The sequence below is a fragment of the Streptomyces sp. NPDC038200 genome, assembly GCF_055600785.1.
This window is the reverse complement of sequence record NZ_JBVJYH010000017.1, coordinates 151,351-175,941: the sequence shown is the minus strand read 5'-3', so window position 1 is coordinate 175,941 and position 24,591 is coordinate 151,351. Positions and strand designations below refer to the sequence as shown.

At 72.4% G+C, this 24,591-nt stretch carries 18 protein-coding genes; 11 read left to right on the top strand and 7 right to left on the bottom strand.

The genetic code is table 11. The features are described 5' to 3' along the window. Positions 1 to 97: 97 nt before the first annotated feature. The 4 genes from ACZ7KF_RS30000 to ACZ7KF_RS29985 form a co-directional block, all read right to left on the bottom strand. The gene (locus ACZ7KF_RS30000) at positions 98 to 3,904 is read right to left on the bottom strand and encodes a multifunctional oxoglutarate decarboxylase/oxoglutarate dehydrogenase thiamine pyrophosphate-binding subunit/dihydrolipoyllysine-residue succinyltransferase subunit (protein ID WP_471081723.1); all 3,807 of its coding nucleotides are present in this window, start codon (positions 3,902 to 3,904) and stop codon (positions 98 to 100) included. A gap of 301 nt (positions 3,905 to 4,205) precedes the next feature. Further along, positions 4,206 to 5,330, bottom strand: a complete 1,125-nt coding sequence (locus ACZ7KF_RS29995; RefSeq protein WP_471081720.1) for a HAMP domain-containing sensor histidine kinase — start codon at positions 5,328 to 5,330, stop codon at positions 4,206 to 4,208. Then, positions 5,327 to 6,067 carry a response regulator transcription factor gene (locus tag ACZ7KF_RS29990; protein WP_225823284.1) on the bottom strand — a complete coding sequence of 247 codons (741 nt, stop codon included), beginning with the start codon at positions 6,065 to 6,067 and terminating at the stop codon, positions 5,327 to 5,329. The genes ACZ7KF_RS29995 and ACZ7KF_RS29990 overlap by 4 nt, the downstream gene beginning before the upstream one ends. Before the next feature lie 112 nt (positions 6,068 to 6,179). Then, the gene (locus ACZ7KF_RS29985; RefSeq protein ID WP_471081717.1) at positions 6,180 to 6,857 is read right to left on the bottom strand and encodes a spermidine synthase family protein; all 678 of its coding nucleotides are present in this window, start codon (positions 6,855 to 6,857) and stop codon (positions 6,180 to 6,182) included. A gap of 195 nt (positions 6,858 to 7,052) precedes the next feature. Here ACZ7KF_RS29985 and ACZ7KF_RS29980 point away from each other — a divergent pair, with 195 nt between their 5' ends. The 5 genes from ACZ7KF_RS29980 (at position 7,053) to ACZ7KF_RS29960 (ending at position 13,207) form a co-directional block, all read left to right on the top strand. Beyond that, a complete protein-coding gene (locus ACZ7KF_RS29980) occupies positions 7,053 to 7,874 on the top strand; it encodes a rhomboid-like protein (protein WP_471081713.1) in 822 nt (273 codons plus the stop codon). 88 nt (positions 7,875 to 7,962) lie between these two features. Beyond that, entirely contained in the window at positions 7,963 to 10,383 is a 2,421-nt protein-coding gene (lon, locus tag ACZ7KF_RS29975) for an endopeptidase La (protein WP_471081710.1), read from the top strand. Positions 10,384 to 10,502: 119 nt separating this feature from the next. Further along, on the top strand, positions 10,503 to 11,441 hold the full coding sequence (locus tag ACZ7KF_RS29970) for a serine/threonine-protein kinase (protein ID WP_471081707.1): 939 nt from the start codon (positions 10,503 to 10,505) through the stop codon (positions 11,439 to 11,441). 137 nt (positions 11,442 to 11,578) lie between these two features. Further along, on the top strand, positions 11,579 to 12,298 hold the full coding sequence (locus ACZ7KF_RS29965; RefSeq protein ID WP_471081704.1) for a hypothetical protein: 720 nt from the start codon (positions 11,579 to 11,581) through the stop codon (positions 12,296 to 12,298). Positions 12,299 to 12,439: 141 nt separating this feature from the next. Then, positions 12,440 to 13,207 carry a hypothetical protein gene (locus ACZ7KF_RS29960; protein WP_471081701.1) on the top strand — a complete coding sequence of 256 codons (768 nt, stop codon included), beginning with the start codon at positions 12,440 to 12,442 and terminating at the stop codon, positions 13,205 to 13,207. 63 nt (positions 13,208 to 13,270) lie between these two features. On the opposite strand, the gene ACZ7KF_RS29955 is transcribed toward ACZ7KF_RS29960, so the two are convergent. Together ACZ7KF_RS29955 and ACZ7KF_RS29950 are read right to left on the bottom strand one after the other, a co-directional pair. Further along, positions 13,271 to 15,631 (bottom strand): SpoIIE family protein phosphatase, encoded by a 2,361-nt coding sequence (locus ACZ7KF_RS29955; protein WP_471081698.1) that lies wholly within the window; start codon positions 15,629 to 15,631, stop codon positions 13,271 to 13,273. Positions 15,632 to 15,795: 164 nt separating this feature from the next. Next, positions 15,796 to 16,620: a lysozyme gene (locus tag ACZ7KF_RS29950; protein ID WP_471081695.1), complete on the bottom strand. Its 825-nt coding sequence runs from the start codon at positions 16,618 to 16,620 to the stop codon at positions 15,796 to 15,798. 244 nt (positions 16,621 to 16,864) lie between these two features. Here ACZ7KF_RS29950 and ACZ7KF_RS29945 point away from each other — a divergent pair, with 244 nt between their 5' ends. Next, positions 16,865 to 17,356 (top strand): MarR family winged helix-turn-helix transcriptional regulator, encoded by a 492-nt coding sequence (locus ACZ7KF_RS29945; RefSeq protein ID WP_471081692.1) that lies wholly within the window; start codon positions 16,865 to 16,867, stop codon positions 17,354 to 17,356. Positions 17,357 to 17,478: 122 nt separating this feature from the next. On the opposite strand, the gene ACZ7KF_RS29940 is transcribed toward ACZ7KF_RS29945, so the two are convergent. Further along, positions 17,479 to 18,267: a protein phosphatase 2C domain-containing protein gene (locus ACZ7KF_RS29940; protein ID WP_471081689.1), complete on the bottom strand. Its 789-nt coding sequence runs from the start codon at positions 18,265 to 18,267 to the stop codon at positions 17,479 to 17,481. Positions 18,268 to 18,640: 373 nt separating this feature from the next. Here ACZ7KF_RS29940 and ACZ7KF_RS29935 point away from each other — a divergent pair, with 373 nt between their 5' ends. The 5 genes from ACZ7KF_RS29935 to ACZ7KF_RS29915 are packed head-to-tail and all read left to right on the top strand — an operon-like array spanning position 18,641 to position 24,452. Continuing rightward, the gene (locus ACZ7KF_RS29935) at positions 18,641 to 21,634 is read left to right on the top strand and encodes a sensor histidine kinase (RefSeq protein ID WP_471081686.1); all 2,994 of its coding nucleotides are present in this window, start codon (positions 18,641 to 18,643) and stop codon (positions 21,632 to 21,634) included. Beyond that, a complete protein-coding gene (locus ACZ7KF_RS29930; protein ID WP_471081683.1) occupies positions 21,631 to 22,128 on the top strand; it encodes a roadblock/LC7 domain-containing protein in 498 nt (165 codons plus the stop codon). The genes ACZ7KF_RS29935 and ACZ7KF_RS29930 overlap by 4 nt, the downstream gene beginning before the upstream one ends. Continuing rightward, the gene (locus ACZ7KF_RS29925) at positions 22,125 to 22,532 is read left to right on the top strand and encodes a DUF742 domain-containing protein (protein ID WP_225823271.1); all 408 of its coding nucleotides are present in this window, start codon (positions 22,125 to 22,127) and stop codon (positions 22,530 to 22,532) included. Before ACZ7KF_RS29930 ends, ACZ7KF_RS29925 begins: the two co-directional genes overlap by 4 nt. Continuing rightward, entirely contained in the window at positions 22,513 to 23,169 is a 657-nt protein-coding gene (locus tag ACZ7KF_RS29920; RefSeq protein ID WP_471081680.1) for a GTP-binding protein, read from the top strand. Before ACZ7KF_RS29925 ends, ACZ7KF_RS29920 begins: the two co-directional genes overlap by 20 nt. Before the next feature lie 29 nt (positions 23,170 to 23,198). Beyond that, positions 23,199 to 24,452: a styrene monooxygenase/indole monooxygenase family protein gene (locus ACZ7KF_RS29915; RefSeq protein ID WP_471081677.1), complete on the top strand. Its 1,254-nt coding sequence runs from the start codon at positions 23,199 to 23,201 to the stop codon at positions 24,450 to 24,452. The last annotated feature ends 139 nt before the right edge of the window (positions 24,453 to 24,591 follow it).

Below are 24,591 nucleotides of genomic sequence, written 5' to 3'. Positions count from 1 at the left end.
ACCCGCACTCGCGCACGGCACCGGGCCGCTCCCGGGTAGGCGAAGGGCCCGGCACCGAGCGGAAACTCGGCACCGGGCCCTTCGGCGTCAGTGAGACCTACGCCTCGAAGACCTCACGCACCAGCTGCTCCTGCTCGGCCTGGTGGCGCTTGGCGGAGCCCACCGCCGGGGACGAGCCGTGCGGGCGCGAGATGCGCCGCAGCCGCTCGCCGGCCGGGATGTCCGCGCCGACCGCCAGGTCCAGGTGGTCGATCAGGTTGAGCGCGATGAACGGCCAGGCACCCTGGTTCGCCGGCTCCTCCTGCGCCCACAGGTACTTCTCGGCGTTCGGGTACTTGTTGACCTCCGCCTGGAGCTCGTCACCCGGCAGCGGGTACAGACGCTCGATGCGGATGATCGCCGTGTCGGTGACACCGCGCTTCTGCCGCTCGGCCTCCAGGTCGTAGTAGACCTTGCCGGCGCAGAAGACGACCTTGCGGACCGCGGCCGGGTCGACCGTGCCGTCGCCGATGACGGGACGGAACTCGCCCGTGGTGAACTCCTCCGCCTTCGAGGCCGCGGCCTTCAGGCGCAGCATCGACTTCGGGGTGAAGACGACCAGCGGCTTGTGGTGCGGGTTGTGCACCTGCCACCGCAGGAGGTGGAAGTAGTTCGACGGCGAGGTCGGCATCGCGACCGTCATGTTGTTCTGCGCGCACAGCTGGAGGAACCGCTCCGGGCGGGCGGACGAGTGGTCCGGGCCCTGGCCCTCGTAGCCGTGCGGCAGCAGCAGGACGACGCCGGACGTCTGACTCCACTTCTGCTCGGCCGAGGAGATGAACTCGTCCACGACCGTCTGGGCGCCGTTGACGAAGTCGCCGAACTGGGCCTCCCACATCACGAGCGCGTCCGGGCGGGCCAGCGAGTAGCCGTACTCGAAGCCCATCGCCGCGTACTCGGAGAGCAGGGAGTTGTAGACGTTCAGCCGCGCCTGGTCCTCGGAGAGGTACTGCAGCGGGGTGTACTCCTCGCCGGTCTCCCGGTCGATCAGCACCGCGTGGCGCTGGCCGAAGGTGCCGCGCTGGGAGTCCTGGCCCGCCAGCCGGACCGGGGTGCCCTCCAGCAGGAGGGAGCCGACGGCGAGGGTCTCGCCCATGCCCCAGTCGATCGTGCCGTCCTCGACCATGGCCGCCCGGCGCTGCAGCTGCGGCTGCAGACGCGGGTGGACGGTGATGTGGTCGGGGACGTTGACCTGGGACTCGGCGATCCGCTTGACGACCTCGGCGGAGATCGCGGTCGGGACCGACACCGGGAAGCCGTCCTGCGGGGCCTGGGCGTCGCCGGCGGCCGGCTGCGAGGTGGCCTCGCGGACCTCGGTGAAGACCTTCTCCAGCTGGCCCTGGTAGTCCTGCAGGGCCTGCTCGGCCTCTTCCAGGGTGATGTCGCCACGACCGATGAGGGACTCGGTGTAGAGCTTGCGCACCGAGCGCTTCTTGTCGATCAGGTCGTACATCAGCGGCTGGGTGAAGGCCGGGTTGTCCGACTCGTTGTGACCGCGGCGGCGGTAGCAGATGAGGTCGATCACCACGTCCTTGTTGAACGCCTGACGGAACTCGAAGGCGAGTCGCGCCACGCGCACGACGGCCTCGGGGTCGTCGCCGTTCACGTGGAAGATCGGGGCCTCGATCATCCTCGCCACGTCCGTCGCGTACATCGACGAGCGGGACGACTCCGGAGCGGCCGTGAAGCCGACCTGGTTGTTGATGACGATGTGGACCGTGCCGCCGGTGCGGTAGCCGCGCAGCTGCGACATGTTCAGGGTCTCGGCCACCACGCCCTGGCCCGCGAAGGCCGCGTCGCCGTGGATCGCCACCGGCAGGACCGTGAAGTCCGTGCCGCCCTTGTTGATGATGTCCTGCTTGGCGCGGGACACACCTTCGAGGACCGGGTCGACCGCCTCCAGGTGCGAGGGGTTCGCGACCAGGCTGACCTTGATCTGCTCGCCGTCCAGGCCGGTGAAGGTGCCCTCGGCGCCCAGGTGGTACTTCACGTCGCCGGAGCCGTGCATCGACTTCGGGTCGAGGTTGCCCTCGAACTCGCGGAAGATCTGCGCGTAGGACTTGCCGACGATGTTGGCGAGGACGTTCAGGCGGCCACGGTGGGCCATGCCGATGACGACCTCGTCCAGGCGGGACTCGGCCGCGGAGTCGATCACCGCGTCGAGCAGCGGGATGACGGACTCGCCGCCCTCCAGCGAGAACCGCTTCTGGCCGACGTACTTCGTCTGCAGGAAGGTCTCGAACGCCTCGGCGGCGTTCAGGCGGCGCAGGATGCGCAGCTGCTCCTCGCGCTCCGGCTTGGAGTGCGGGCGCTCCACGCGGTCCTGGATCCACTTGCGCTGCTTGGGGTCCTGGATGTGCATGAACTCGATGCCGGTGGTGCGGCAGTACGAGTCGCGGAGCACGCCGAGGATGTCGCGCAGCTTCATCATCGACTTGCCGGCGAAGCCGCCGACGGCGAACTCGCGCTCCAGGTCCCACAGGGTGAGGCCGTGCTCGACGATGTCCAGGTCGGGGTGCTTGCGCTGGCGGTACTCCAGCGGGTCGGTGTCGGCCATGACGTGGCCGCGGACCCGGTAGGAGTGGATCAGCTCGAAGACGCGGGCGGCCTTGGTGACGTCGTCGTCGTGGGAGGCGTCGATGTCCTTGAGCCAGCGGACCGGCTCGTAGGGGATGCGCAGCGCCTCGAAGATGTCGTCGTAGAAGCCGTTCTCGCCGAGCAGCAGGTTGGCGACCTGGCGCAGGAACTCGCCGGAGGCGGCGCCCTGGATCACCCGGTGGTCGTAGGTCGACGTGAGCGTCATGACCTTCGAGATGCCGAGCTTGTTGAGGGTGTCCTGGGAGGTGCCCTGGAACTCCGCCGGGTAGTCCATGGAGCCGACGCCCATGATCACGGACTGGCCGGGCATCAGACGCGGCACGGAGTGGACGGTGCCGAGGCCGCCGGGGTTGGTCAGGGAGACCGTGACGCCGGTGAAGTCGTCCATCGTCAGCTTGCCGTCGCGGGCGCGGCGGACGATGTCCTCGTAGGCCTGCCAGAACTCGAAGAAGTTCAGCGTCTCGGCCTTCTTGATGGCGGCCACGACGAGCTGGCGGTCACCGTTCGGCTTGACCAGGTCGATGGCCAGACCGAGGTTGACGTGCGGCGGCTTGACGAGGGTCGGCTTGCCGTCCTTCTCGCCGAACGACCAGTTCATCGACGGCATGGCCTTGATGGCCTGCACCATCGCGAAGCCGATCAGGTGCGTGAAGGAGATCTTCCCGCCCCGGGCGCGCTTCAGGTGGTTGTTGATGACGATCCGGTTGTCGAACAGCAGCTTCACCGGGACCGCGCGGACCGAGGTGGCGGTCGGCAGCTCCAGCGAGGCGTTCATGTTCTTCGCGACGGCAGCGGACGGACCACGCAGCGTCACGTACTCGGGACCGTCGGGCGCCGCGGTGGCGGGGGCGGCCTTCGCCTTCGGCTGAGCGGGCGCCTGTGCGGGCGTCGCCGGCTTGGCCGGGGCGGGGGCGGCCTGCGCCGCGGGAGCTGCGGGAGCCGGGGCGGCGGCGGGCTTCGGGGCCGCGGGCGCCGGGGCGGCGGCCTGGGGGGCCGGAGCCGCGGGGGCGGCCTGAGGAGCCGTGGTGGTGGTCTCTGCGGCCCCCGTGGCCGCAGTACCCGCCGGAGCCGGGGTGGCAGGTGCGCCCGGCTTGTAATCGGCGAAGAAGTCCCACCAGGCGCGGTCGACCGAATTCGGGTCCTGGAGGTACTGCTGATAGATCTCGTCGACGAGCCACTCGTTCGCACCGAACGCAGCTGCGGGGTTCTTCCCGGCTTGGTTGTCGGTCGAGATGCTCGATGAGTTACTGGGGGACTGTGGCGACACGGCGGCAACCGCCCTCTTCCGCTTCACAAGGTGATGGACAGCGGGAATAAAGGCTACGCCTCCCCGGCGGGGAAGGTCAGGTCGAGCAAGGTCATCGTCGTGTAAGTCACATCGGAAATCTTGTTTCGGGGCTTGATATGGCGGGAAACAAGCGTGGTTCCGCATGTGAGAGCCTGCACCGGACCGGGCCCGGCGCGCATCCGTTCGAAGGAGTGCGCGGGCCTGCCCCGATCACACGTGTCCAGCTGCGGAGTACGGCAGCGACCGTCGTGGATCTTGTGCTTCCGGTTCGGACTTTACGTCAACTTGGGACGGAAGTCAGTCCCGGAAGAGTGACGATGATCCGGCAGCCTCGCTCGGATTCGGCCACACCGATCCGGCCGCCGTGCAGATCCACCGCCCACCGCGCGATCGCGAGCCCGAGGCCCGTGCCGCCGTCGCTGCCCGGGCCGTGCGGCCGGGTCACCGAGCCGCGGTTGAAGCGCTCGAAGACCCGGTGCCACTCCGACCGGGGGATGCCGGGCCCCTCGTCCAGGACCTCCAGCTCCAGCGACTCCGGCTGCGGCCCGCGCCGCGCCCGCACCGTCACCCGGCCGTGCGCGGGGCTGTGCTTGACGGCGTTGTCGATCAGGTTCGCGACGACCTGGTGGATGCGCTCGGGGTCCGCGCGGGCGGTCAGCTCCGGCGGGGAGACGTCGAGATGCAGATGGACGTCCGTGCGCGTGTGGCTGCCGGAGCCGGAGGCGATGCCCGCGCGCGCGGAGGCGACCATGTTGGCCTCCTTCAGCACGCCCGACAGGTACGGCCACACCTCGAAGCGGCGCGTCTTCAGCGGGACGACGCCGTTGTCCAGCCGGGACAGGTCCAGCAGGGTCTCCACCAGGCGGCCCAGCCGCTCGGTCTGCTTCAGGGCCGTCCGCATGGTCTCCGGGTCCGCCTCGGTGACCCCGTCGACGATGTTCTCCAGCACCGCGCGCAGCCCGGCGATCGGGGTGCGCAGCTCGTGCGAGACGTTCGCCACCAGTTCCTTGCGCTGGCGGTCCTGCGCTTCCAGCTCGTCGGCCATGACGTTGATCGTCCCGGCCAGGTCGCCCAGCTCGTCCCGGCGGTTCTCGCGCACCCGGCGCGTGTAGTCGCCGTAGGAGATCGAGCGGGCGACCGCGTTCATCTCGTCCAGCGGAGCGGTGAGCGAATGGGCCACGAACTGCGTGATGAGCAGTGTGGCGATCATCGAGAAGACCGTGATGAAGCGCAGCTCCGTCTTGGTGTGCACCGCGACGATCGACAGTCCCGTGGTGATCAGCACCGCGATGACGACCAGCGCACCCAGCTTGGTCTTGATCGAGAACGGGCGTACGCCGCCCCAGGGGTCCTCGCCGAGGGTCCCGGGGCTCCTCCGTGCGGCCTGGCGCCCGTCGCTGCTCATGGCGTCGGTGTCTCCAGGGCGTAGCCCACACCGTGCACGGTGCGGATCCGCTCGGCGCCGATCTTCCGGCGCAGCGCCTTGATGTGGCTGTCGACCGTGCGGGTGCCGGAGGCGTCCGCCCAGTCCCACACCTCGGCCAGCAGCTGCTCCCGGGAGAGCACCGCGCGCGGGGTGTTCGCCAGGCACACCAGCAGGTCGAACTCGGTGGGTGTCAGGTGGACGTCCTCGGACTTCACCCGCACCCGGCGCTGTGCGTGGTCGATCTCCAGCTCACCCAGGCGCAGGATGCCCGAGCGGGGCGTGGAGGCGGCGATGGCCGCCCGCTCCACCCGCCGCAGCAGCACGTGCACGCGGGCCGCCAGCTCCCGCATCGAGAACGGCTTGGTCATGTAGTCGTCGGCGCCCACACCGAGCCCGACCAGCATGTCCGTCTCGTCGTCCCGCGCGGTGAGCATCAGCACCGGCACCGGCCGCTGAGCCTGCACCCGCCGGCAGACCTCCAGCCCGTCGAAGCCGGGCAGCATGATGTCGAGGATCAGCAGGTCGGGCTGCCATGCCTCGGCCGTGTCGACCGCGGCCGGACCGTCGGCCGCCGTTTGCACCAGAAATCCCTCTGCGCGGAGCCGGGCCGCGATGGCGTCGACGATCGTGGGATCGTCCTCGACGACCAGGACCCGGCGCTGTGCGCCCGGGGTGGTCGTCGCCGCGCCGCTCTGGGAGGTGTGTGTCTGCTCCATCGCCCGCCCCTGTTGTTGCTTTCCGGAATCCGTGGGGTGATCCCATGTCTGCGTTTGACGCTTGAATGATCCGCGTCAGGGCAGCACATTACGGGGACTCACCGCGCTGTCGCTATCCAGGTCGGACCCCGAGGTGGACCACGTCCGGAACGCCCCGGGCAACGGGGACCTCTTCGGTACGCACCTGCTGGAACCCGGCATTCCGCAAGCTTCCTTCAAATTCCGGAGAGGGCTGTGCCGACCACACCGCCAGCACCCCGCCGGGCCTCAACACCCGTGCGCAGGCCGCGAGTCCGGTGGGCGAGTAGAGGCTGTCGTTGTCCTCGGTGACGGTCCAGCCGGGCCCGTTGTCGATGTCCAGGCACAACGCGTCGAACGTGTCGGATGTCTCATTGACGTACGCCACGAGATCCGCTTCCACGATCGCGGTGCGCGGGTCGGCGAGCGCGCCGGCGGACACCTCGGCCAGCGGCCCGTCCCGGTGCCAGCCGATGACGGCGGCCTCCCGCTCCACCACGGTGATCCGTCCCCATCCGCGGTCGGCCACGGCGTGTACGAGCGAGAACCCCACGCCCAGCCCGCCGATCAGCACCTCCGGCGCCGGGCGTCCGTCCAGCGCGGCGCGGGCGGCGTCGACCAGCAGCCGCTCCGAGCGCCCGTCGGAGGTGTCCATCAGGAAGCAGCCGTTGGCGATGATCTGGAGCAGTGCGCCGTGCCTGCGCAGCACCACCTCGCCGTACGGGCCGTCGTGCCGGTCCAGGACCTCGGGAGTGTCGTACACGGCAGTCATGCCCCCATCCTGCTCGAACAGGGCCTGGCATTCACGGGAATTGTGCAGGACGCCCACGTACGAGTGGCCCGGACCGGGGGCCGGACGCGGCCGGCGGGTGAGAGGTTGCCGTGAATCCGCTCTCGCGTGGCGTCGGTCATAGACAGCGGCACGTCCGGCACGAAGGGTGGGGCGCGACGGAAGGAGCGCCTCAGCGTGGAACGGATCACGACGGGCCCTGTGCCGGACGCGTCCCCGCCCGCCGCGGGCGCACCCCTTCCGGACGGCTCGGCCGCCGTCCCGCTCCCGGCTGCCGGCCTGCTGGACGGGATGCCGCGCCAGCGCGGCGGCGCCCCCGCTCCCGCCGCCGGTCCGGCGCGCGCGGTCGCGCCGCGCCACCTGTCGCGGTCCCGGCCGCGGCACCTGCTGCCCACGCCCGCCGGCACCCCGTTCACCTTCGGCTACGCGACCGTCCTGGCCGTCACCTCCCTCGTCGCGGCCCGGGCCGACCCCGCCCTCGTGCACGCGCTCCACCAGGCCTCCAGCACCGACGTGACCCACCTGGTGCACACGCCCCTGCTGGTGCTGCCGGCGAGCGCGCTGTGGATCGCGGGCGGCATCCTCTCGCCGTACGCGTTCGCGTTCGTGCTGGTGCTCACCGCGCTGGAGCGGCGGGCGGGCGGCGCGCGGGCCGCCGGTGTCTTCCTGGGCGGCCATGTCCTGGCCACCCTCGCCACCGAGGTCCCGGTGGGCCTCGCCGTCCTGCTCGGGCGGCTGCCCCCCACCTCGCTGCACCGCCTCGACTACGGCATCAGCTTCGGTGTCGCCGCCAGCGTGGGCGCCCTGGCGGGTCTGCTCCGGCCGTGGCTCCGCTGGCCCCTGCTCGCCCTGACGGGCGGTTGGTTGCTGGACGACCTCTACGCCTTCCAGGACCCGATGACGAACTGGGGTCATCTCATCGCCCTGGCGCTCGGTGTGGCCGCCTGGCCGCTGGTGCGCCGCCCGCGGCGGACGGCCTCACCTGCACGGACTCAGTGATCGCTGAGAGCGAACATACGCCGGGAACACCCGTGCAACCCCCGTAGTTGAGTCGGCATAGCTCAAGTTGACTGCCTAAGGGGAGATCATGGCTGCTGAGTCCACGGCGTTCACGCTCGTCCTGCCCGTGCTGCCGCTCGACGACGAGGTCGTGCTGCCCGGCATGGTGGTTCCGCTGGACCTGAGCGACGCCGAGGTGCGGGCCGCGGTGGAGGCCGCGCAGGCCGCCGCCCGCTCGACGCCCGGGAAGCCCAAGGTGCTGCTGGTGCCGCGTGTCGACGGCACGTACGCCAGGACCGGCGTCCTCGGCACGGTCGAGCAGGTCGGCCGGCTGGCCGACGGCGACCCGGGGGCTCTGGTCCGCGGCCGGAGCCGGGTGCGCATCGGCGCCGGCACCACCGGTCCGGGCGCCGCGCTCTGGGTCGAGGGCGCCCGCGTCGAGGAGGACGTGCCGGAGCCGCTGCCGGGCCAGGTCGCGGAACTGGTCAAGGAGTACAAGGCGCTCGCCACCAGCTGGCTGAAGAAGCGCGGCGCCTGGCAGGTCGTGGACCGCGTCCAGGCCATCGAGGACGTCTCGGCGCTGGCCGACAACTCCGGCTACTCGCCGTTCCTGACCACCGAGCAGAAGGTCGAACTGCTGGAGACCGCCGACCCGGTCACCCGGCTCAGGCTCGCCACGCAGCAGCTGCGCGACCACCTCGCGGAGCAGGACGTGGCCGAGACCATCGCCAAGGACGTCCAGGAGGGCGTCGACAAGCAGCAGCGCGAGTTCCTGCTGCGCCGTCAGCTGGAAGCCGTCCGCAAGGAGTTGCGCGAGCTGAACGGCGACAAGGACGGCGAGGAGTCCGACGACTACCGCGCCCGGGTCGAGGCCGCCGACCTGCCGGAGAAGGTCCGCGAGGCCGCCCTGAAGGAGGTCGACAAGCTGGAGCGCTCCTCCGACCAGTCGCCCGAGGGGTCCTGGATCCGCACCTGGCTGGACACGGTGCTGGAGATGCCGTGGAACGACCGGACCGAGGACGCGTACGACATCCGGGGCGCGAAGGCCGTGCTCGACGCGGAACACGCCGGCCTGGAGGACGTGAAGGAGCGCATCACCGAGTACCTGGCCGTGCGCAAGCGGCGCACCGACCGCGGCCTGGGCGTCATCGGCGGCCGGCGCGGCGGCGCCGTGCTCGCCCTGGTCGGCCCTCCTGGCGTCGGCAAGACCAGCCTGGGCGAGAGCGTCGCGCACGCCATGGGGCGCAAGTTCGTCCGCGTCGCCCTCGGCGGCGTCCGTGACGAGGCCGAGGTCCGCGGTCACCGCCGTACGTACGTCGGTGCCCTGCCCGGCCGGATCGTGCGCGCCATCAAGGAGGCCGGGTCGATGAACCCGGTGGTCCTGCTGGACGAGATCGACAAGGTGGGCTCCGACTTCCGGGGCGACCCGGCCGCCGCCCTCCTCGAAGTGCTCGACCCGGCGCAGAACCACACCTTCCGCGACCACTACCTGGAGGTCGAGCTGGACCTCTCCGACGTGGTCTTCCTCGCCACCGCCAACGTCCTGGAGGCCATCCCCGAGGCGCTCGCCGACCGCATGGAGATCGTCCGCCTGGACGGCTACACCGAGGACGAGAAGGTCGTCATCGCCCGGGACCACCTGCTCCCGCGCCAGCTGGAGCGGGCCGGTCTGAACGCGGACGAGGTCACCCTCGACGAGGGCGCGCTGCGCAAGCTCGCCGGCGAGTACACCCGGGAGGCGGGCGTACGAACCCTGGAGCGGTCCATCGCGCGGCTGCTGCGGAAGGTCGCCGCCCAGCACGAACTCGGCAAGCGGGAACTGCCGTTCACGGTCACCGCCGACGATCTGCGCGGGCTGATCGGCCGGCCGCACCACGTGCCCGAGTCCGCCCAGGACCCGGCCGAGCGCCGTACGGCCGTCCCCGGTGTGGCGACCGGCCTCGCGGTCACCGGCGCCGGAGGGGACGTGCTCTTCGTGGAGGCGTCCCTCGCCGACCCGGAGACGGGCGCGGCGGGGCTGACCCTCACCGGTCAGCTGGGCGACGTGATGAAGGAGTCGGCGCAGATCGCGCTGAGCTTCCTGCGCAGCCACGGCGCCGAACTGGAACTGCCGGTGGCCGACCTGAAGGACCGGGGCGTGCACATCCACTTCCCGGCGGGCGCGGTGCCGAAGGACGGCCCGAGCGCGGGCATCACGATGACCACGGCCCTCGCCTCGCTGCTCTCCGGCCGCCTGGTCCGCACGGACGTCGCCATGACCGGCGAGGTCTCGCTGACCGGCCGGGTGCTGCCGATCGGCGGCGTGAAGCAGAAGCTGCTCGCCGCCCACCGCGCCGGGGTGACCACCGTGATCATCCCCAAGCGCAACGAGCCCGACCTGGACGACGTCCCGGCCGAGGTGCTGGACAAGCTCGACGTCCACGCCGTGACCGACGTCCGCCAGGTCCTGGAGCTGGCGCTCGCGCCCGCCGCGAACGGTGCGACGCCGGAGGTTCCGGTGGCGGCGTGACGGACGCCTCCGGAAAGGCGAGGCCCGGGTCCCGTGAGGGAGGCCCGGGCCTCCGCCGTGCGCGGACCCGGGGGCCTTCACCGAGCGCCCATGGCGGGGCGGTTCGGTAGAATTCAGGCGTGAGTTGGCCCCCCGAGAGCCCCTCCGGCCTGATCGGGGCCGAGATCGCGGGCTACCGGGTGGAACGCGAACTCGGCCGGGGAGGCATGGCCGTCGTCTACCGCGCCAAGGACCTGCGCCTCGGCCGCACGGTCGCCCTGAAGCTGCTCGCCCCCGAGTACACCCGCAACGAGGCCTTCCGCAGCCGCTTCGCCCAGGAGTCCCGGGTGGCCGCCGCCATCGACCACCCCAACATCGTGCCCGTCTTCGAGGCCGGCGAGGCCGACGGGATCCTGTACATCGCCATGTGCTTCGTCTCCGGCCTCGACCTGCGCGCCCTGCTCGACCGCGAGGGCCGGCTGCCGGTGCCGGCCGCGCTGCGCATCGCCGCCCAGCTCGCCTCCGCGCTCGACGCGGCCCACGCGCGCGAGCTGGTGCACCGGGACGTCAAACCCGGCAATGTGCTGGTCGCCAAGGGGGTCGACAGCGACCACCCCGAGCACGTGTACCTCACCGACTTCGGGCTGGCGAAGAAGTCCCTGTCGCTCACCGGGTTCACCTCGGCGGGCGAGTTCGTCGGCACGCTGGACTACGTGGCGCCCGAGCGGGTCACCGGGCGTCCGGTGGACGGCAGGTCCGACCAGTACAGCCTCGCCTGTGTGGTCCACGAGACCCTCGCGGGCGCGCCGCCCTTCGGGCGCGCGGACCACCTGGAACTGCTCTGGGCCCACCAGTACGACCCGCCGCCCGTGCTGAGCGCGGAACGGCCGGAGATCCCGGGCGCCGCCGACGAGGTCCTGCGCCGGGCCCTGGCGAAGATCCCCGAAGACCGCTACGACACGTGTCTGGAGTTCGTGGCGGCCCTGCGCGGCGCCGTCGGCGGGGCCGGCCCGCGCGGCCGCGCGCCGGCACCCGAACCGCCGGCCTGGGCCGGTCCCGTCCTTCGCCCGGCGACTTAGCGGGCGCCTTCCCTCCCGTCAAGTCCCGAGTCCTCGGAACGTGACCCCGTCGTGCCGTTCCGGCCTACTTGAAGTGCGGGCAGCACCGGAAACACCGGAAACCGAAAAGGCCCGCGAAACGAGTAGGAGAAACCGTGATGCGTACGAACGAGAACCGTCAGGAAAGCCGCTCGAAGCGGGGAATGCGACTGGCCGCGATCGCCGTCTCGGCCGGGGCGGTCACCGGGGCGGTGATGCTGCCGGCCGCCGCCGCGATCGCCGCGCCGATGCAGCAGACCTCGGTGGCCGCCCAGGCGCCGGCCTACAAGGGCCACGACCACCACCACAAGTCCTACTACTGCAAGTGGCAGCACCGGTACCACCGTTACGTCTGCAAGTGGGTGTACTGGGACGACTGGGGCCACCACGACAAGTGGGACGACTGGGGCCGCTACCACGGTCACCACAACGACCACGACGACCACGAGAGGGGCGGCGGCAACGCGACCGGCGGGAATGGCGGAAACGCCACGTCGAACAAGGGCGGCAATGCGACCGGCGGGAATGGTGGTAACGCCACGTCGAACAGGGGTGGCAATGCGACCGGCGGGAATGGTGGTAACGCCACGTCCAATAGGGGTGGCAATGCGACCGGCGGGAATGGTGGTAACGCCACGTCGAACAGGGGTGGCAATGCGACCGGCGGGAATGGTGGTAACGCCACGTCGAACAAGGGCGGCAATGCGACCGGCGGGAACGGCGGTGACGGCACGTCCAAGGGCGGCGGTAACGCCACCGGCGGCAACGGCGGGAACGCCACCACGAACGACGGTGGCAACGCGACCGGCGGTGACGGCGGCGACGCCACCGCGGAGTGAAGCCCACGTCGCTGAGCACGGCGAGTGAGCCTCGGGGGAATCGGGTGGCACGGCTCCGGCCGCGCCACCCGGCCCCCGGCCCCACGCCGTCCCGGCGGCCCCTCTCGGCACCCAGCCCCTCCCTCACGAAACGGCACTCCCATGATCCGCAACGTTCGGCGGAACGGCCTGGCCGTCGCCGCCGCCTCGATCCTGCTCCCCCTCGCCGCAGTCCTGGTCCCCGCGGGGGCCGCCGTGGCGGCCACCGTCCCGCACGGCGCGACGGCCTCGGTGAACCACGACGGCCACCACGGCAACGACGCGGGACACCGGAAGGGCGACCGGCACCGGCACGACGACCACTGGAAGAATCCCCACGGCCACGGCCACGGCCACTGGCACGACTCCCGGGGCGAGGACGGCGAGGACGTCAGCTGCGAGGCCGGCAACGCCACCGGGGGCGACGGGGGCGACGCCACCGGCGGCGACGCGACCATCTGCACGGCACCGGGCGGTACGGGCACCGGTGGGGCCGGAGGCCGCGGCCGGGGCTCGTGCGGAGGCCGGGGTACGAACGGCCGGGACGGCACCGGCACCCACGGCAAGGACGGCCCGCCCTGCCCCGACGGCACGACCCCGCCGCCTCCGGACCACGGCAGGGGCTCCACCGCTCCGGACGGACCGGCCCCGCAGCCCCCGAAGGATCCCCGGCCCCCGAAGGATCCGCAGCCGCCGAGGGGCCCGCAGCCGCCGAAGGGGCCGCAGCCCCCGAAGAACCCGCAGCCCCCCGCAGCCCCCGCACCGCCCTCCGTCCCCAAGCATCCGTCCTATCCCCGGCCCCCGGCCGATCCGCAGCCCCCGGCGAACCCCCGGCCCTCCGCCGACCCCGGTCCCCCGGCCCGCCCCGGCCCCGGGCCGGTCGTCGGATGACCCGGCAGCGGGTCCCCGCCCCGTCGCTCACCGCGGCGGGGCGGGGGCGTCGGCGCGCGTTTGTCAGAGCGCGGGCAGCGACTGCTCCGCCCAGACCGTCTTGCCGACCCTGTCGTGCCGGGTGCCCCAGCGCTGGGCGAGCTGGGCGACCAGCAGCAGGCCCCGGCCCCCCTCGTCGAAGGTGCGGGCCCGGCGCATGTGCGGGGTGCTGCCGCTGGAGTCGTAGACCTCGCAGATGAGGGTGCTGTCCTGGTGGATCAGCCGGAGGCGGATGGGCGGCCGGCCGTAGCGGAGGGCGTTGGTGACCAGCTCGCTGACCATCAGCTCGGTGGTGAACGCGGCCTCGTCCAGACCCCAGACGGCCAGCTGCTCGTCGGCGTAGCGGCGGGCGAGCGCGACGACGGTGGGGTCGTTGTCCAGCTCCCAGGAGGCGACCCGGTCCTCGTGCAGCACCCGGGTGCGGGCCACCAGGAGGGCGATGTCGTCGTCGGGACGGTGGCTGAGCAGCTCGCCGAGCACCCGGTCGCAGACCGAGTCCAGCGAGCTCGCGGGACGGCCCAGCGCGGCGAACATCTTGTCCAGCGCCTCGTCGATGTCGTGGTCGCGGGCTTCGAGCAGCCCGTCCGTGTAGAGCGCGAGCAGGCTGCCCTCGGGCAGGTCCGTCTCGACCGCCTCGAAGGGCAGTCCGCCGAGTCCCAGCGGCGGCCCCGCGGGCACGTCGAGAAAGCGGACCGTGCCGTCCGGGGTCACCACGGCGGGCGGCGGATGGCCGGCCCGGGCCACGGTGCACCGGCGCGAGACCGGGTCGTAGACGGCGTACAGGCAGGTGGTGCCGATGCCGCCGGCGGTCTCGGCGTCCGGGTCCGCGCTGCCCTCGTCGGCGGCCAGCCGCAGCACCAGGTCGTCCAGGTGGGTGAGCAGCTCGTCGGCCGGCAGATCGACGTCGGCCAGGGTGCGCACCGCCGTACGCAGCCGGCCCATGGTGGCCGAGGCCCGGATGCCGTGGCCGACCACGTCGCCCACGACGAGCGCCACTCGGGCGCCGGACAGCGGGATCACGTCGAACCAGTCGCCGCCCACCCCGGCCCGGGTGGCGGCCGGCAGATAGCGGGTGGCGATCTCCATGGCCCCCTGGTCGGGCAGTGTGTGCGGGAGCAGGCTGCGCTGGAGGGTCATGGTGGTGGTGCGGGCCCGGAAGTAGTCGCGGGCCTGCTCGATGCCGGCGGCCGCCTTGGCGGTGAACTCCTCCGCGAGCCGCAGGTCCTCCGGTCCGAAGGGTGCCCGTCCGGGCTGCCGGCCGAACAGCGCCACGCCGAGCGTGCCGCCGTGCGACAGCAGGGGTACGGCCAGCAGGGCGCGGGCCCGGGACGCGCGCAGCCACGCGGCGCCCGGGTCCAGTGTCGCCCACCCGGCGACGGCCGGGTCCGCCGTGTCGTACAGCAGTGGCCGGGACACCGTCAGGCACCGGGCGGGCGGCGAGTCGGCCGGGCAGACGATCGCCTCGCCGACGCCGCTGCCGTAGGCGGGGCCCTCGCCGTCCGGGACCGCGCGCAGGGCGGCCCGGCGCAGGACGACCTGGTCCGGCCGCGGGCCGTCGGCCTCCGCGCCGGTCCACGGGGAGTCCAGCAGGTCGACCGTCATCGCGTCGGCCAGCCGCGGGACGGTGACCTCGCCGAGTTCCTGGGCGGCGCGGACCTGGTCCGTGGTCGTCCCGACGCGTGGGCCGGACTCGTCCGGCGCGTGCCGGACGGCGGCGGAGTCCGGGCCCGGCTGCGGCACGGACAGGCAGACGGCCCGCACCCGGCCGTCGGCGTCCTTCAACGGTGTGAGGACGGTGGGGCGGGGGAGATCCGGGCGGAGGTGGCCCCGCGCCTCCTGCGGCCGGCCCTGCTCCAGAGCCAGCCGCATCGCCCGCTCGGCCTCCTCGCTCGCCGCCCCCGGCGCGATGTGGGCGAGGCGCAGCCCGCGGATCGCCGCCTCGGGCAGGGCGAGGGCGTGCTCCAGCCGGCGGTTGGCGCGCACCAGGTGCAGGTCGGCGTCGAAGATGGCCAGCGGAAAGGGGGACTGGAGGAACGTCCACTCCTCCAGGGGTTCGCCCCGGGGTGGCTGCGGCCGGACGGTCACGGCACTGACCACGAGCCAGTCGGTGACGCCGGTGTCCGAGGTCCGGCGATGGGCGAGCACGCCGAGTTCCAGGTACCGGCCGTCCTGGTGGCGCAGCGGGACGGTGCCGTTCCAGCGGTTCCGGTCGGCCAGCGCCCGCCGGACCGCCGTGCCGTCGTCGGCGAGCAGCGCGGCGGCGGGCCGGCCGACGACCGCCGGGGAGTCGTAGCCGAGCAGCCGTCGCGCACCCTCGCTCCAGCCGGTGAGGATGCCCCGGTCATCGATGGTGGCCGTGGCCGTGTACGTCGACTGTCGCTCCATCGCCGCTCATCTCGCCCTAGCTCGGCAGGCTCTCCTGACCAGCATGATCCCGGCCGGCGTCGAGCACCAACGCAGGGACGGCGGGGCGGGAGGGGGGCGGGCCCGTGGCGGGGGAGCCGGGGCCGTGGCGGGGCCGGCGCCGCCACGGCCGGGCCGGCGGGGCGCTAGCCGTTGGCCAGGGCCTGCACCCGGTCCAGCGCTCCGTTGAACTTGTCGTGGTCCCCGACGGTCGGACCGGAGGAGGTGTACTGCCACATCGTGTAGTACGACCAGCCGGCCGGCAGGGTCCCCGGGTCGGAGGCGTACCGGGCGATCCACAGCGGGTTGTTCACGGCGAAGCCGCCGTAGTTGCCGGTGCACTGGGTCCACCAGCTGGTGGCCGTGTAGATCACGGGGTACCGGCTGGTGCGCGCCTTGTAGGTGTTGATGAAGTCGGCGATCCAGCTGACCATCTGGCCGGTGGTCTTGCCGTAACACGCGGCACCGTACGGGTTCCATTCGATGTCGAGGGCGCCGGGCAGGGTCTTGCCGTCCCGGGACCAGCCGCCGCCGTGGTCGACGAAGTAGTTGGCCTGGGTGGCGCCGCTGGTGGTGTCCGGGGTGGCGAAGTGGTACGAGCCGCGGATCATGCCCACGTTGTAGGAACCGTTGTACTGCTGGGCGAAGGACGGGTTCGTGTAGTACGTGCCCTCCGTGGCCTTCGTGTACGCCCAGCGCACTCCGCTGCCCCACAGCGTCGACCAGGCGACGTTGCCCTGGTAGCCGGCGACGTCCACCCCCTCGGTCTGGGTGGCGTCCCCCGTGCTGGGGGTGCCGTCTCGGCCGTCGTGGGCGAGGACGCCCATGCCCATGTAGGCGGAGCCGCGGCTGGGCGTGGTCGCGGCCTGGGCGGAGGTGAGGGGGAGCGTGAGGGAGAGTGCCGCGAGTACGGCCGTGACGGCGACGGCGAGGGGACGCGGACGGAGGGAGCCGGTTCTGAGCACGGGCATGACGTGCCTCCGGGGAGTGGAGTGGGGGAGAGCAGAGTGGGGGGAGCGTCGGCGCTGACCGCCGGCCCACTGGCGTGGGCATGCCATTACCTGCGTATAAAGAAGCTACGCACGTAGATGACGGCGTGGGAAGGGGGTCCGGACGACGCCGTTGGTCTACGCCTGCGAAATACTTACGGAGCTGCGGCAATGACGACGTTTGACAGAAACTTTCAGGACAGCGAAACCGATCAGGGGTGCTGACGTGCACGAGGACGGAAACGGCGGCGCACCGGGCGCCGCCGGCCAGGTGACGCCCAGTGGTGCAGACCAGGAATTCCTGGCTCTGGAGCGCGAGTTGACCGTGCTGCTCCGGCGCGCCCGGGCCAACCAGGGCGAGATGGCCCGGGAGGTCCACCCCGATCTGGAGTCCTCCGCCTACGGCCTGCTCATCCGGCTGGACGAACTGGGCGGCCAGCGGGCCACGGAACTCGCCGCCTACATCGGCGTCGGCAAGGCCACCATGTCGCGTCAGCTGCGCGCTCTGGAGGAACTGGGCCTGATCGCCCGCGAGCCCGACCCGGCCGACGGCCGCGCCTGGCTCGTCACCCTCACCGAGGAGGGCCGCCGCCGGGTCGGCACGGTCCGCGAGGCCCGCCGCGCCCGCTACGTCCGCCAGCTCGCCCACTGGGACCGCCACGAGGTCTCCGAACTGGCCCGGCTGCTCCACGAGCTGAACGGCGTCATGGCGAGGTAGCCCCTCGCGCCATGGCGGGGACGGCCCTTCGCGCCACGGCGGGGACGGCCCTTCGCGCCAGGGCGGCGACGGCCGTTCGTGTCACGGCGGGGCGGCCCCTCCCGTCATGGTCCGACGGTCCCTCACAGCTCCACGTGGACCACCGTCGCGTCGTCGTGCGTCTTGCCGCGCCCGAGGAACGCCCGTTCCTCGCGGTCCGCCGTCTCCAGCTCCCGCACCCGCTCGACCAGCGCACGGGCGCCGTCCTTGGCGACCACGTCGAACAACGCCGTCCAGTCGCCCTCGCGGAACGTCTCCGTCCAGCGGGTCGCGCCGTCCGTCAGGACGACCAGCGCCCGGACCTCGCGCCGGGGCAGGGTGCCGGTGACCGCCCGGGCGGCCACCGCGGGGTCCGCGGCGGCGGTGAAGAAACCGCCCTCCTTGTTGCGCAGGTTCGTGTCGACCATCGCGTCGGTGGCGAGCGCGGAGCGGGGGAGCCGGGCCAGCCGGTCGTCCAGCAGGGGGGTGACCGTGCCGTCGGGCCCCCGTGTCAGCAGCGCGGAGTCGGACAGCACCAGGTACTCGACGTCGACGGCCGACCAGCGGGCCAGAGCGACGGTTGCCTGAGGGGTTCGCGGGTGAGAAAGGTCACAGGAGTCCGCGTGGGCGTCGGCGGTGCGCCGGATCGCCCGCGCGAGTATCTCCGGGAGCGTCAGATCTCGGCCCGAAAGGGTCAGTTCGGTCAACGCACCGCCCAGTCGCGCGGTGAACCAGGGGACCGGATGCAGACAGCCCGTCCCGCCGCTGGGCGGGGTCACTCCGTCCAGGACGATCACGCAACCCCCCTGTCCGGAGGCGGGTAGTCCGACGCTGGCGAAGTCCTCGTTGGGCCGGGTCGCGTCGCCGGGTTCCGAAACCAGATCAGTGCGCATTCGGCCAGTCTGCACGACCCCTTCACACCGTGCGCCAAAGGCTGGCAAGCGCCCGGTGAATTCTCACGACCCCGCAGGTCAGGCGCCTGGTTTGGGCAGTAATGGGCCCCCTTGGGAAGGCGTGGCGGCGAATACTGCCAAAGCCTGCCGCGCGCGTCCAACCGGCCCGCCGCGCAGGAGGCGGGCACGCGCCAGGGGAACTTGCCCGTCAACTCCCCTCCGATGTTCACTCCTTCGGGTGGCGGGTCAGGTGATGCGCGACCACTGCCCACCGGCGCTGGGAGGGTCGGGAACCATACGAACCGGGTGTACGCACCACTTGGCACCGAAATGACGGGGTGCCACCCGGGCCCCTGGGTAGACGAGTTCAGGAATGCGAGCACCGGTGCAGAAAAAGCGGCCGCGGCGCACAGGCAGGCAGACGGCCCCCGAGGGGACCGTCCCCCAGACCCCCGTGGGCACCGGCCGTCCCACCCACGTACGGACCCGGCTGATCGTCGCCGTCGCCGTGGTGGCCGCAGCCATGGCGGGAGCCGGCGCGCCCGCGCTGCTCACCGCCTCCCAGGACGTCAGCGACTCCCAGGACCTGGTGACGCTGGCCTCCCGCACCCAGGACGCGCTCGCGCTCGCCCACTCCCTCGCCGACGAACGCGACGAGGTCACCTCCTACATCGCGGCAGGGCGTGCCAAGTCCAAGGCTCCCTCCGAGGACCGCAGCGCCCGCGTGGACCGGCAGGTCGAGGAGCTGCGCGCCGACACCGACACCCCGGCGGACCTGCGGGACGACCTCGACGGCATCGCCGCGGTCCGCCGGGCCGCCCTCACCGGCAAGAGCACGGCCCTCCAGGCCCACCAGGCGTACTCGGCGACGATCACCGAACTGCACCGGCTGGCCGACCAGCTGGCCGAGCAGATGCCCCCGCGGGCCGGCTCCGGCGCCTACGCCCTCGCCCAGCTGGACTCCGCCGTCCAGCAGTCCGCCGCCGCCCGCGGCCTGCTGCTGGCCGCGCTGAACGTCCCGACGGACAGCCGGACGGTGATCGACCCCGCCACCGGCCTGCCCACCACGGCCGCCACCAGCACCGAGGCGGACCGCAAGCAGCGCGACGCGCTCACCGCCGCCGCCCAGCAGGCCCGCCTGCGCGCCGACGCGGCCCTCGCCGACTTCCACGAGACCGCGCCCAAGGCCGCCGCGGACTCCTACGACTCCACGGTCACCGGCCCCGAGGTCAACTCGGCCGAGAAGTACCTGGCCACGCTCACCGACCAGGCCACCCTCGCCGACAGCGAGCTGACCACCAGCACCAAGAAGCTGGACGCGGCCCTGTCCGCGCGCGTCGACCTCATGCGCGGCGCCGAGTCCGCGCTCTACGACCACCGCACCAAGGACCTCGAACAGCTCCGGGACGACGACGTCACCGCCCTGGAGATCCGCGTCGCCGTCCTCGGCGCGCTCATACTGGTCGCGCTCGGCATCGCCACGGCCATGGCCCGCACCCTGACCCGCCCGCTGTCGGTCCTGCGCCGCGGCTCGGCCCGCCTCGCCGAGTCCGAGGACCCGGCGACCCAGGAGGCCATCGCCTTCACGGGCCGCAACGACGAGTTCGCGCAGGTCGTCCGCTCCGTCAACGCCCTCCACGCGCACGCCGTCGCCCTGCACGAGCGCGTGGGCACCCTGGAGACCGACCGCAAGCACCTGGTCGGCCAGCGCCAGAAGATGGCCGACGCCCGCGAGGAACTGCGCGCCGAACTCGCCGACTCCGCCGCCCAGCTGCAGCGGCTGCGCACCAGCATCGGTTCCACCTTCGTCAACCTGGCCCTGCGCACCCTGGGCCTGGTCGAGCGCCAGCTGGCGGTCATCGAGGGCCTGGAGGACCGCGAGCAGGACCCCGAGCGCCTCGCCACGCTCTTCAAGCTGGACCACTTCGCCACGGTCATGCGCCGGCACAGCGAGAACCTCCTGGTCCTCGCCGGCACCGAGCACGTCCAGCAGAACCCCGGCCCGGTGCCGCTGGTCGACGTGGTCCGGGCGGCGGTCAGCGAGATCGAACGCTACGAGCGCGTCCGTATCGCGGCCCTGCCCCCGCACGCCCACATCGCGGGCTTCGCCGCGGACGACCTCTCCCACCTGCTGGCCGAGCTCATGGAGAACGCCACCTCGTTCTCCCCGCCCGACCTGCCGGTGGAGGTCTCGGGCTGGCTGCTGGAGTCGGGCGAGGTCATGCTGTCGGTCCAGGACGAGGGCATCGGCGTGGCGGAGGACCGTCTGGCCCGCCTCAACGCCCGCCTCACCGACTTCGACCCCGAGTCCCTCTACGACCAGGAGGGCGACGAGGGCCTGGGCCTCGGCCTGTACGTCGTCGCGCGCCTCGCCCACCGCCACGGCGTCCGCGTGCAGCTGCGCGAGCAGAAGCAGGGCGGTGTCGCCGCGGTGGTGGTCCTGCCCGCGACCCTCCTCGCCGAGGCACCGCCGACCGCGCTCCCGCCCCGGACCGCGTCCCTCGGCGCGACCGGCACCGTCACGCTCCCCGGCGCCGGCGCCGAGGCGAACTCCAACGTCCTCCAGGCCCGCGCGAAGTCCCCCGATCCCCTGGTCACCCTGGCGGAACAGGCGGTCCGGGAGGCTTCCGACGGTCCGGCGAAGCCCCCGGCGGCCGACGCCGAGGCCCCGGCCCCCGCCGAGGCGGCACCAGGGGAGGCGGCGCCCGCCGACTCGGCGGAACAGGCCGTACGGGACATCTTCGACGCGCACGAACCGGTCGCCGACCACGCCGGGCCGGCCCTCGCCGCGGGCCCCTCGGACCACCCGTCCCACGACCGGGACGACCGGCCCGCCCCGCGTCCGCGCCCGAAGGCCCCGGCGGAGACCCCCGCCGAGACGACGATGGAGCTGCTGCTGCCGGAGGTCTCGGCGGACCGTCCGGCGGCCGCCGACGGCGGGGACACCCCGCGGGGGACGCCCGCACCCGGCGACGGGACCCGCACGGGCGGCCCGGCCGAGTACGCGCCCGCCGAGGCCGAGGCGCCCGCGCCCGCCGAAGCGCCGCAGGCGGCCCGCGCGGCGGAGCCGGAGGCACCGGCCGAGCAGGAGGCACCGGCCGAGCCGGAGGAGCGGCTCACCAGCAAGGGCCTCCCCAAGCGCACGCCCAAGATCACCGCACCCGCCGCCCCGCCCCGCCAGCGCGGCACCGGCGTCGACGCCGAAGCCCTGCGCCGCAGGCTCGGCGGCTTCCGCCGCGGCGCCGAGGCCGGCTACCGGGACGTGGAGGCGGAGATCATCGAACATACGGCCAACCACCAGCGGCCGACCAGCTACGCACACGCCGAAGAAGCCACGGGGGGCACAGCCGAGGAGGCAAGCAGTTGACCGCGCCCACTACCTACGGGCTGAGCAGCGAAGCCCGCAACCTGCACTGGCTGCTGACCAACCTGGTCGAGGAGGTGCCCGGCATCCAGTCCGTCGCGGTGGTCTCCTCGGACGGCCTGCTGCTGCTCTCCTCCGACCCCGGCCATACGGAGCAGTCCCGCCAGGCCCGCCCGGCGAAGGGCCCGCGGGGCTCCTCCGCCGACCTCGCCACCATCGTCTCCGGCATCGGCAGCCTCACCGTCGGCGCCGCCAAGCTGATGGAGTTCGGCGGGGTCAAGCACACGATGGTCGCCATGGACGAGGGCAGCCTGTTCGTGATGTCCATCAGCGACGGCTCGCTGCTGGGCGTGCACGGTTCCGCCGAGTGCGACATGAGCGTGGTGGCGTACCACATGGCGCTGTTCGTGGGGCGCGCCGGGCACGTCCTCACGCCCGAACTCCGCAGCGAACTGCGCAAATCCCTGGAGGCCGAGTCGACGGGGAGCGCCCGGTGAGCGGCACGCCGAAACTTCCCGTGCGCGGCGGGGACCGCAAACCCGCCCGCGTCCGCCCCTACTCGCTCACCGGCGGCCGTACCCGCTTCGGCCACGTCCTCCTCGTGGAGACGTTCGTGGCCGCGCTGGAGGCCCCGGAGGAGCGCAAGGAACTGACGAACGGCTCCCTCACCACCCGGGTCATGCCGGAGATGCGGGCCATCGTCGAGTTGTGCCGCCGTATGCGCACGGTGGCCGAGATCGCCGCGCTGCTGAAGATGCCGCTCGGTGTGGTCCGCGTGCTCCTGAGCGATCTCGCGGACCAGGGAAAGATCCGTGTGTACGGCACCGGAACCGGTCACGGCACCGGCCGCCCGGACCGCGCTCTGCTGGAAAGGGTGCTGAGTGGACTCCGCCGTCTCTGACGCCACCGCCTCCTTCGGAGGCACCCCCCTCGTCGCCGGGTTCGCCGAGCCGGACGAGGACCTGAAGGCCTGGCAGACGGACCGAACCCGCGCCCCCATCGCGACGAAGATCGTGGTGGCGGGCGGTTTCGGCGTCGGCAAGACCACCCTGGTCACCTCCGTCTCGGAGATCACGCCCCTGCAGACCGAGGCGCTGATGACCGAGGCCAGCGAGGGCACCGACGACCTGTCGGCCACGCCGGGCAAGCTCACCACCACCGTGGCCATGGACTTCGGCCGCCTCACGCTCGACGACGACCTGGTGCTCTACCTGTTCGGCACGCCGGGCCAGCAGCGGTTCTGGTTCATGTGGGACGACCTGGTGCGCGGCGCGATCGGTGCCGTCGTCATGGCCGACACCCGCCGCTTGAAGGACTGTTTCCCGGCACTGGACTACTTCGAGAGCTGCGGACTGCCGTACGTCGTCGCGGTCAACCACTTCGACGACAGCGAGCGGTTCGAACCGGAGGACGTACGGGAGGCGCTGACCATACCCGCGCACATCCCTGTCATGATCATGGACGCGCGGCGGCGGATCTCGGTGATCGAGGTCCTCCTGGCCCTGGTGGCCCACGCGCTGGACGAAACCCCCGCGTAGTCCTCACCCCCGTAGGAGACACCACCCGCATGCGGAAGATACTCGTCGTCGGAGCCGGCCAGTCCGGCCTCCAGCTCGCCCTCGGCCTCCAGTCGCACGGCTACGAGGTCACCCTGATGTCGAACCGGACCGCGGACGAGATCCGCTCCGGCCGGGTCATGTCGACGCAGTGCATGTTCGACACGGCACTGCAGCACGAGCGCGACCTCCAGCTGAACTTCTGGGAGTCCCAGGCCCCGAAGATCGAGGGGCTCGGTGTCTCGGTCGCCGCTCCCGGCTCGCACGACCCGGGCCCCACCCAGCGGGCCATCGACTGGGTGGGCAGGCTCGACGGGTACGCGCAGTCGGTCGACCAGCGGGTGAAGATGGCCGGCTGGATGGAGACCTTCGCCCAGCGCGGCGGCCAGCTGGTCATCCACGGTGCGGCGGTCGGCGACCTGGACTACTTCTCCCGCACCTACGACCTCGTGCTGGTCGCGGCCGGCAAGGGCGAACTGGTGTCGATGTTCGCCCGTGACCCCGAGCGTTCCCCGTACAGCGAGCCGCAGCGGGCGCTGGCGGTGGCGTACGTCCACGGGCTCGGCCCCCGCCCCGAGCACCCGGAGTTCGACGCGGTCCGCTGCAACGTGGTGCCCGGTGTCGGCGAACTGTTCGTGATGCCGACCCTGACCACGTCCGGCCGCGCCGACATCCTGTTCTGGGAGGGCATACCCGGCGGCCCGCTCGACGCCTTCCACGGCGTCAAGGACCCGGCGGAGCACCTCTCCCTGACCCTGGAACTCATGGAGAAGTTCACGCCCTGGGAGTACGCGCGGGCCACGAAGGTGGAACTCACGGACGCCGGCGGCACGCTGGCGGGCCGTTACGCCCCGACGGTCCGCAACCCCGTCGGCCGGCTGCCCGGCGGCGGTCTGGTGCTGGGCGTGGCCGACGTCGTCGTCGCCAACGACCCGATCACCGGGCAGGGCTCCAACTCGGCAGCCAAGTGCGCGGCGGCGTACCTCGCGTCGATCCTGGAGCGGGGTGACCAGCCGTTCGACGAGGAGTGGATGCGGCAGACGTTCGACCGCTACTGGGCCACCGCCCAGCACGTCACCAAGTGGACGAACGCCATGCTGGCGCCGCCGCCGGAGCACGTGCTGAACCTGCTGGGCGCGGCCGGCCAGTTGCAGCCGGTGGCCGACCGTTTCGCCAACGCGTTCAACGACCCGTCCGACTTCGAGAACTTCTTCTACGAGCCGGAGAAGACGGCCGCGTATCTGGCCTCGGTCGCGGGAGCCTGACGGTCTCCGAACAGGCCCCTGGACACCGCGTCCGGGGGTCCGGCGTTTCCGGGTGGGACGGCTGAGGCGGTCGCCGGGGTCTGACGTGGTGCGGGCTGTCCGGCATGTGGCGGTTCGGGCATTTTCATGTGATCACGCC

Coding starts and splice junctions, on each gene's coding strand:
- ACZ7KF_RS29990 (WP_225823284.1), bottom strand. CDS start 6,067: ATGGAGCAGACACACACCTCCCAGAGCGGCGCGGCGACGACCACCCCG.
- ACZ7KF_RS29935 (WP_471081686.1), top strand. CDS start 18,641: ATGCGAGCACCGGTGCAGAAAAAGCGGCCGCGGCGCACAGGCAGGCAG.
- ACZ7KF_RS29940 (WP_471081689.1), bottom strand. CDS start 18,267: ATGCGCACTGATCTGGTTTCGGAACCCGGCGACGCGACCCGGCCCAAC.
- ACZ7KF_RS29955 (WP_471081698.1), bottom strand. CDS start 15,631: ATGGAGCGACAGTCGACGTACACGGCCACGGCCACCATCGATGACCGG.
- ACZ7KF_RS29985 (WP_471081717.1), bottom strand. CDS start 6,857: ATGACTGCCGTGTACGACACTCCCGAGGTCCTGGACCGGCACGACGGC.
- ACZ7KF_RS29950 (WP_471081695.1), bottom strand. CDS start 16,620: ATGCCCGTGCTCAGAACCGGCTCCCTCCGTCCGCGTCCCCTCGCCGTC.
- ACZ7KF_RS29995 (WP_471081720.1), bottom strand. CDS start 5,330: ATGAGCAGCGACGGGCGCCAGGCCGCACGGAGGAGCCCCGGGACCCTC.
- ACZ7KF_RS29965 (WP_471081704.1), top strand. CDS start 11,579: ATGCGTACGAACGAGAACCGTCAGGAAAGCCGCTCGAAGCGGGGAATG.
- lon (WP_471081710.1), top strand. CDS start 7,963: ATGGCTGCTGAGTCCACGGCGTTCACGCTCGTCCTGCCCGTGCTGCCG.
- ACZ7KF_RS29915 (WP_471081677.1), top strand. CDS start 23,199: ATGCGGAAGATACTCGTCGTCGGAGCCGGCCAGTCCGGCCTCCAGCTC.
- ACZ7KF_RS29960 (WP_471081701.1), top strand. CDS start 12,440: ATGATCCGCAACGTTCGGCGGAACGGCCTGGCCGTCGCCGCCGCCTCG.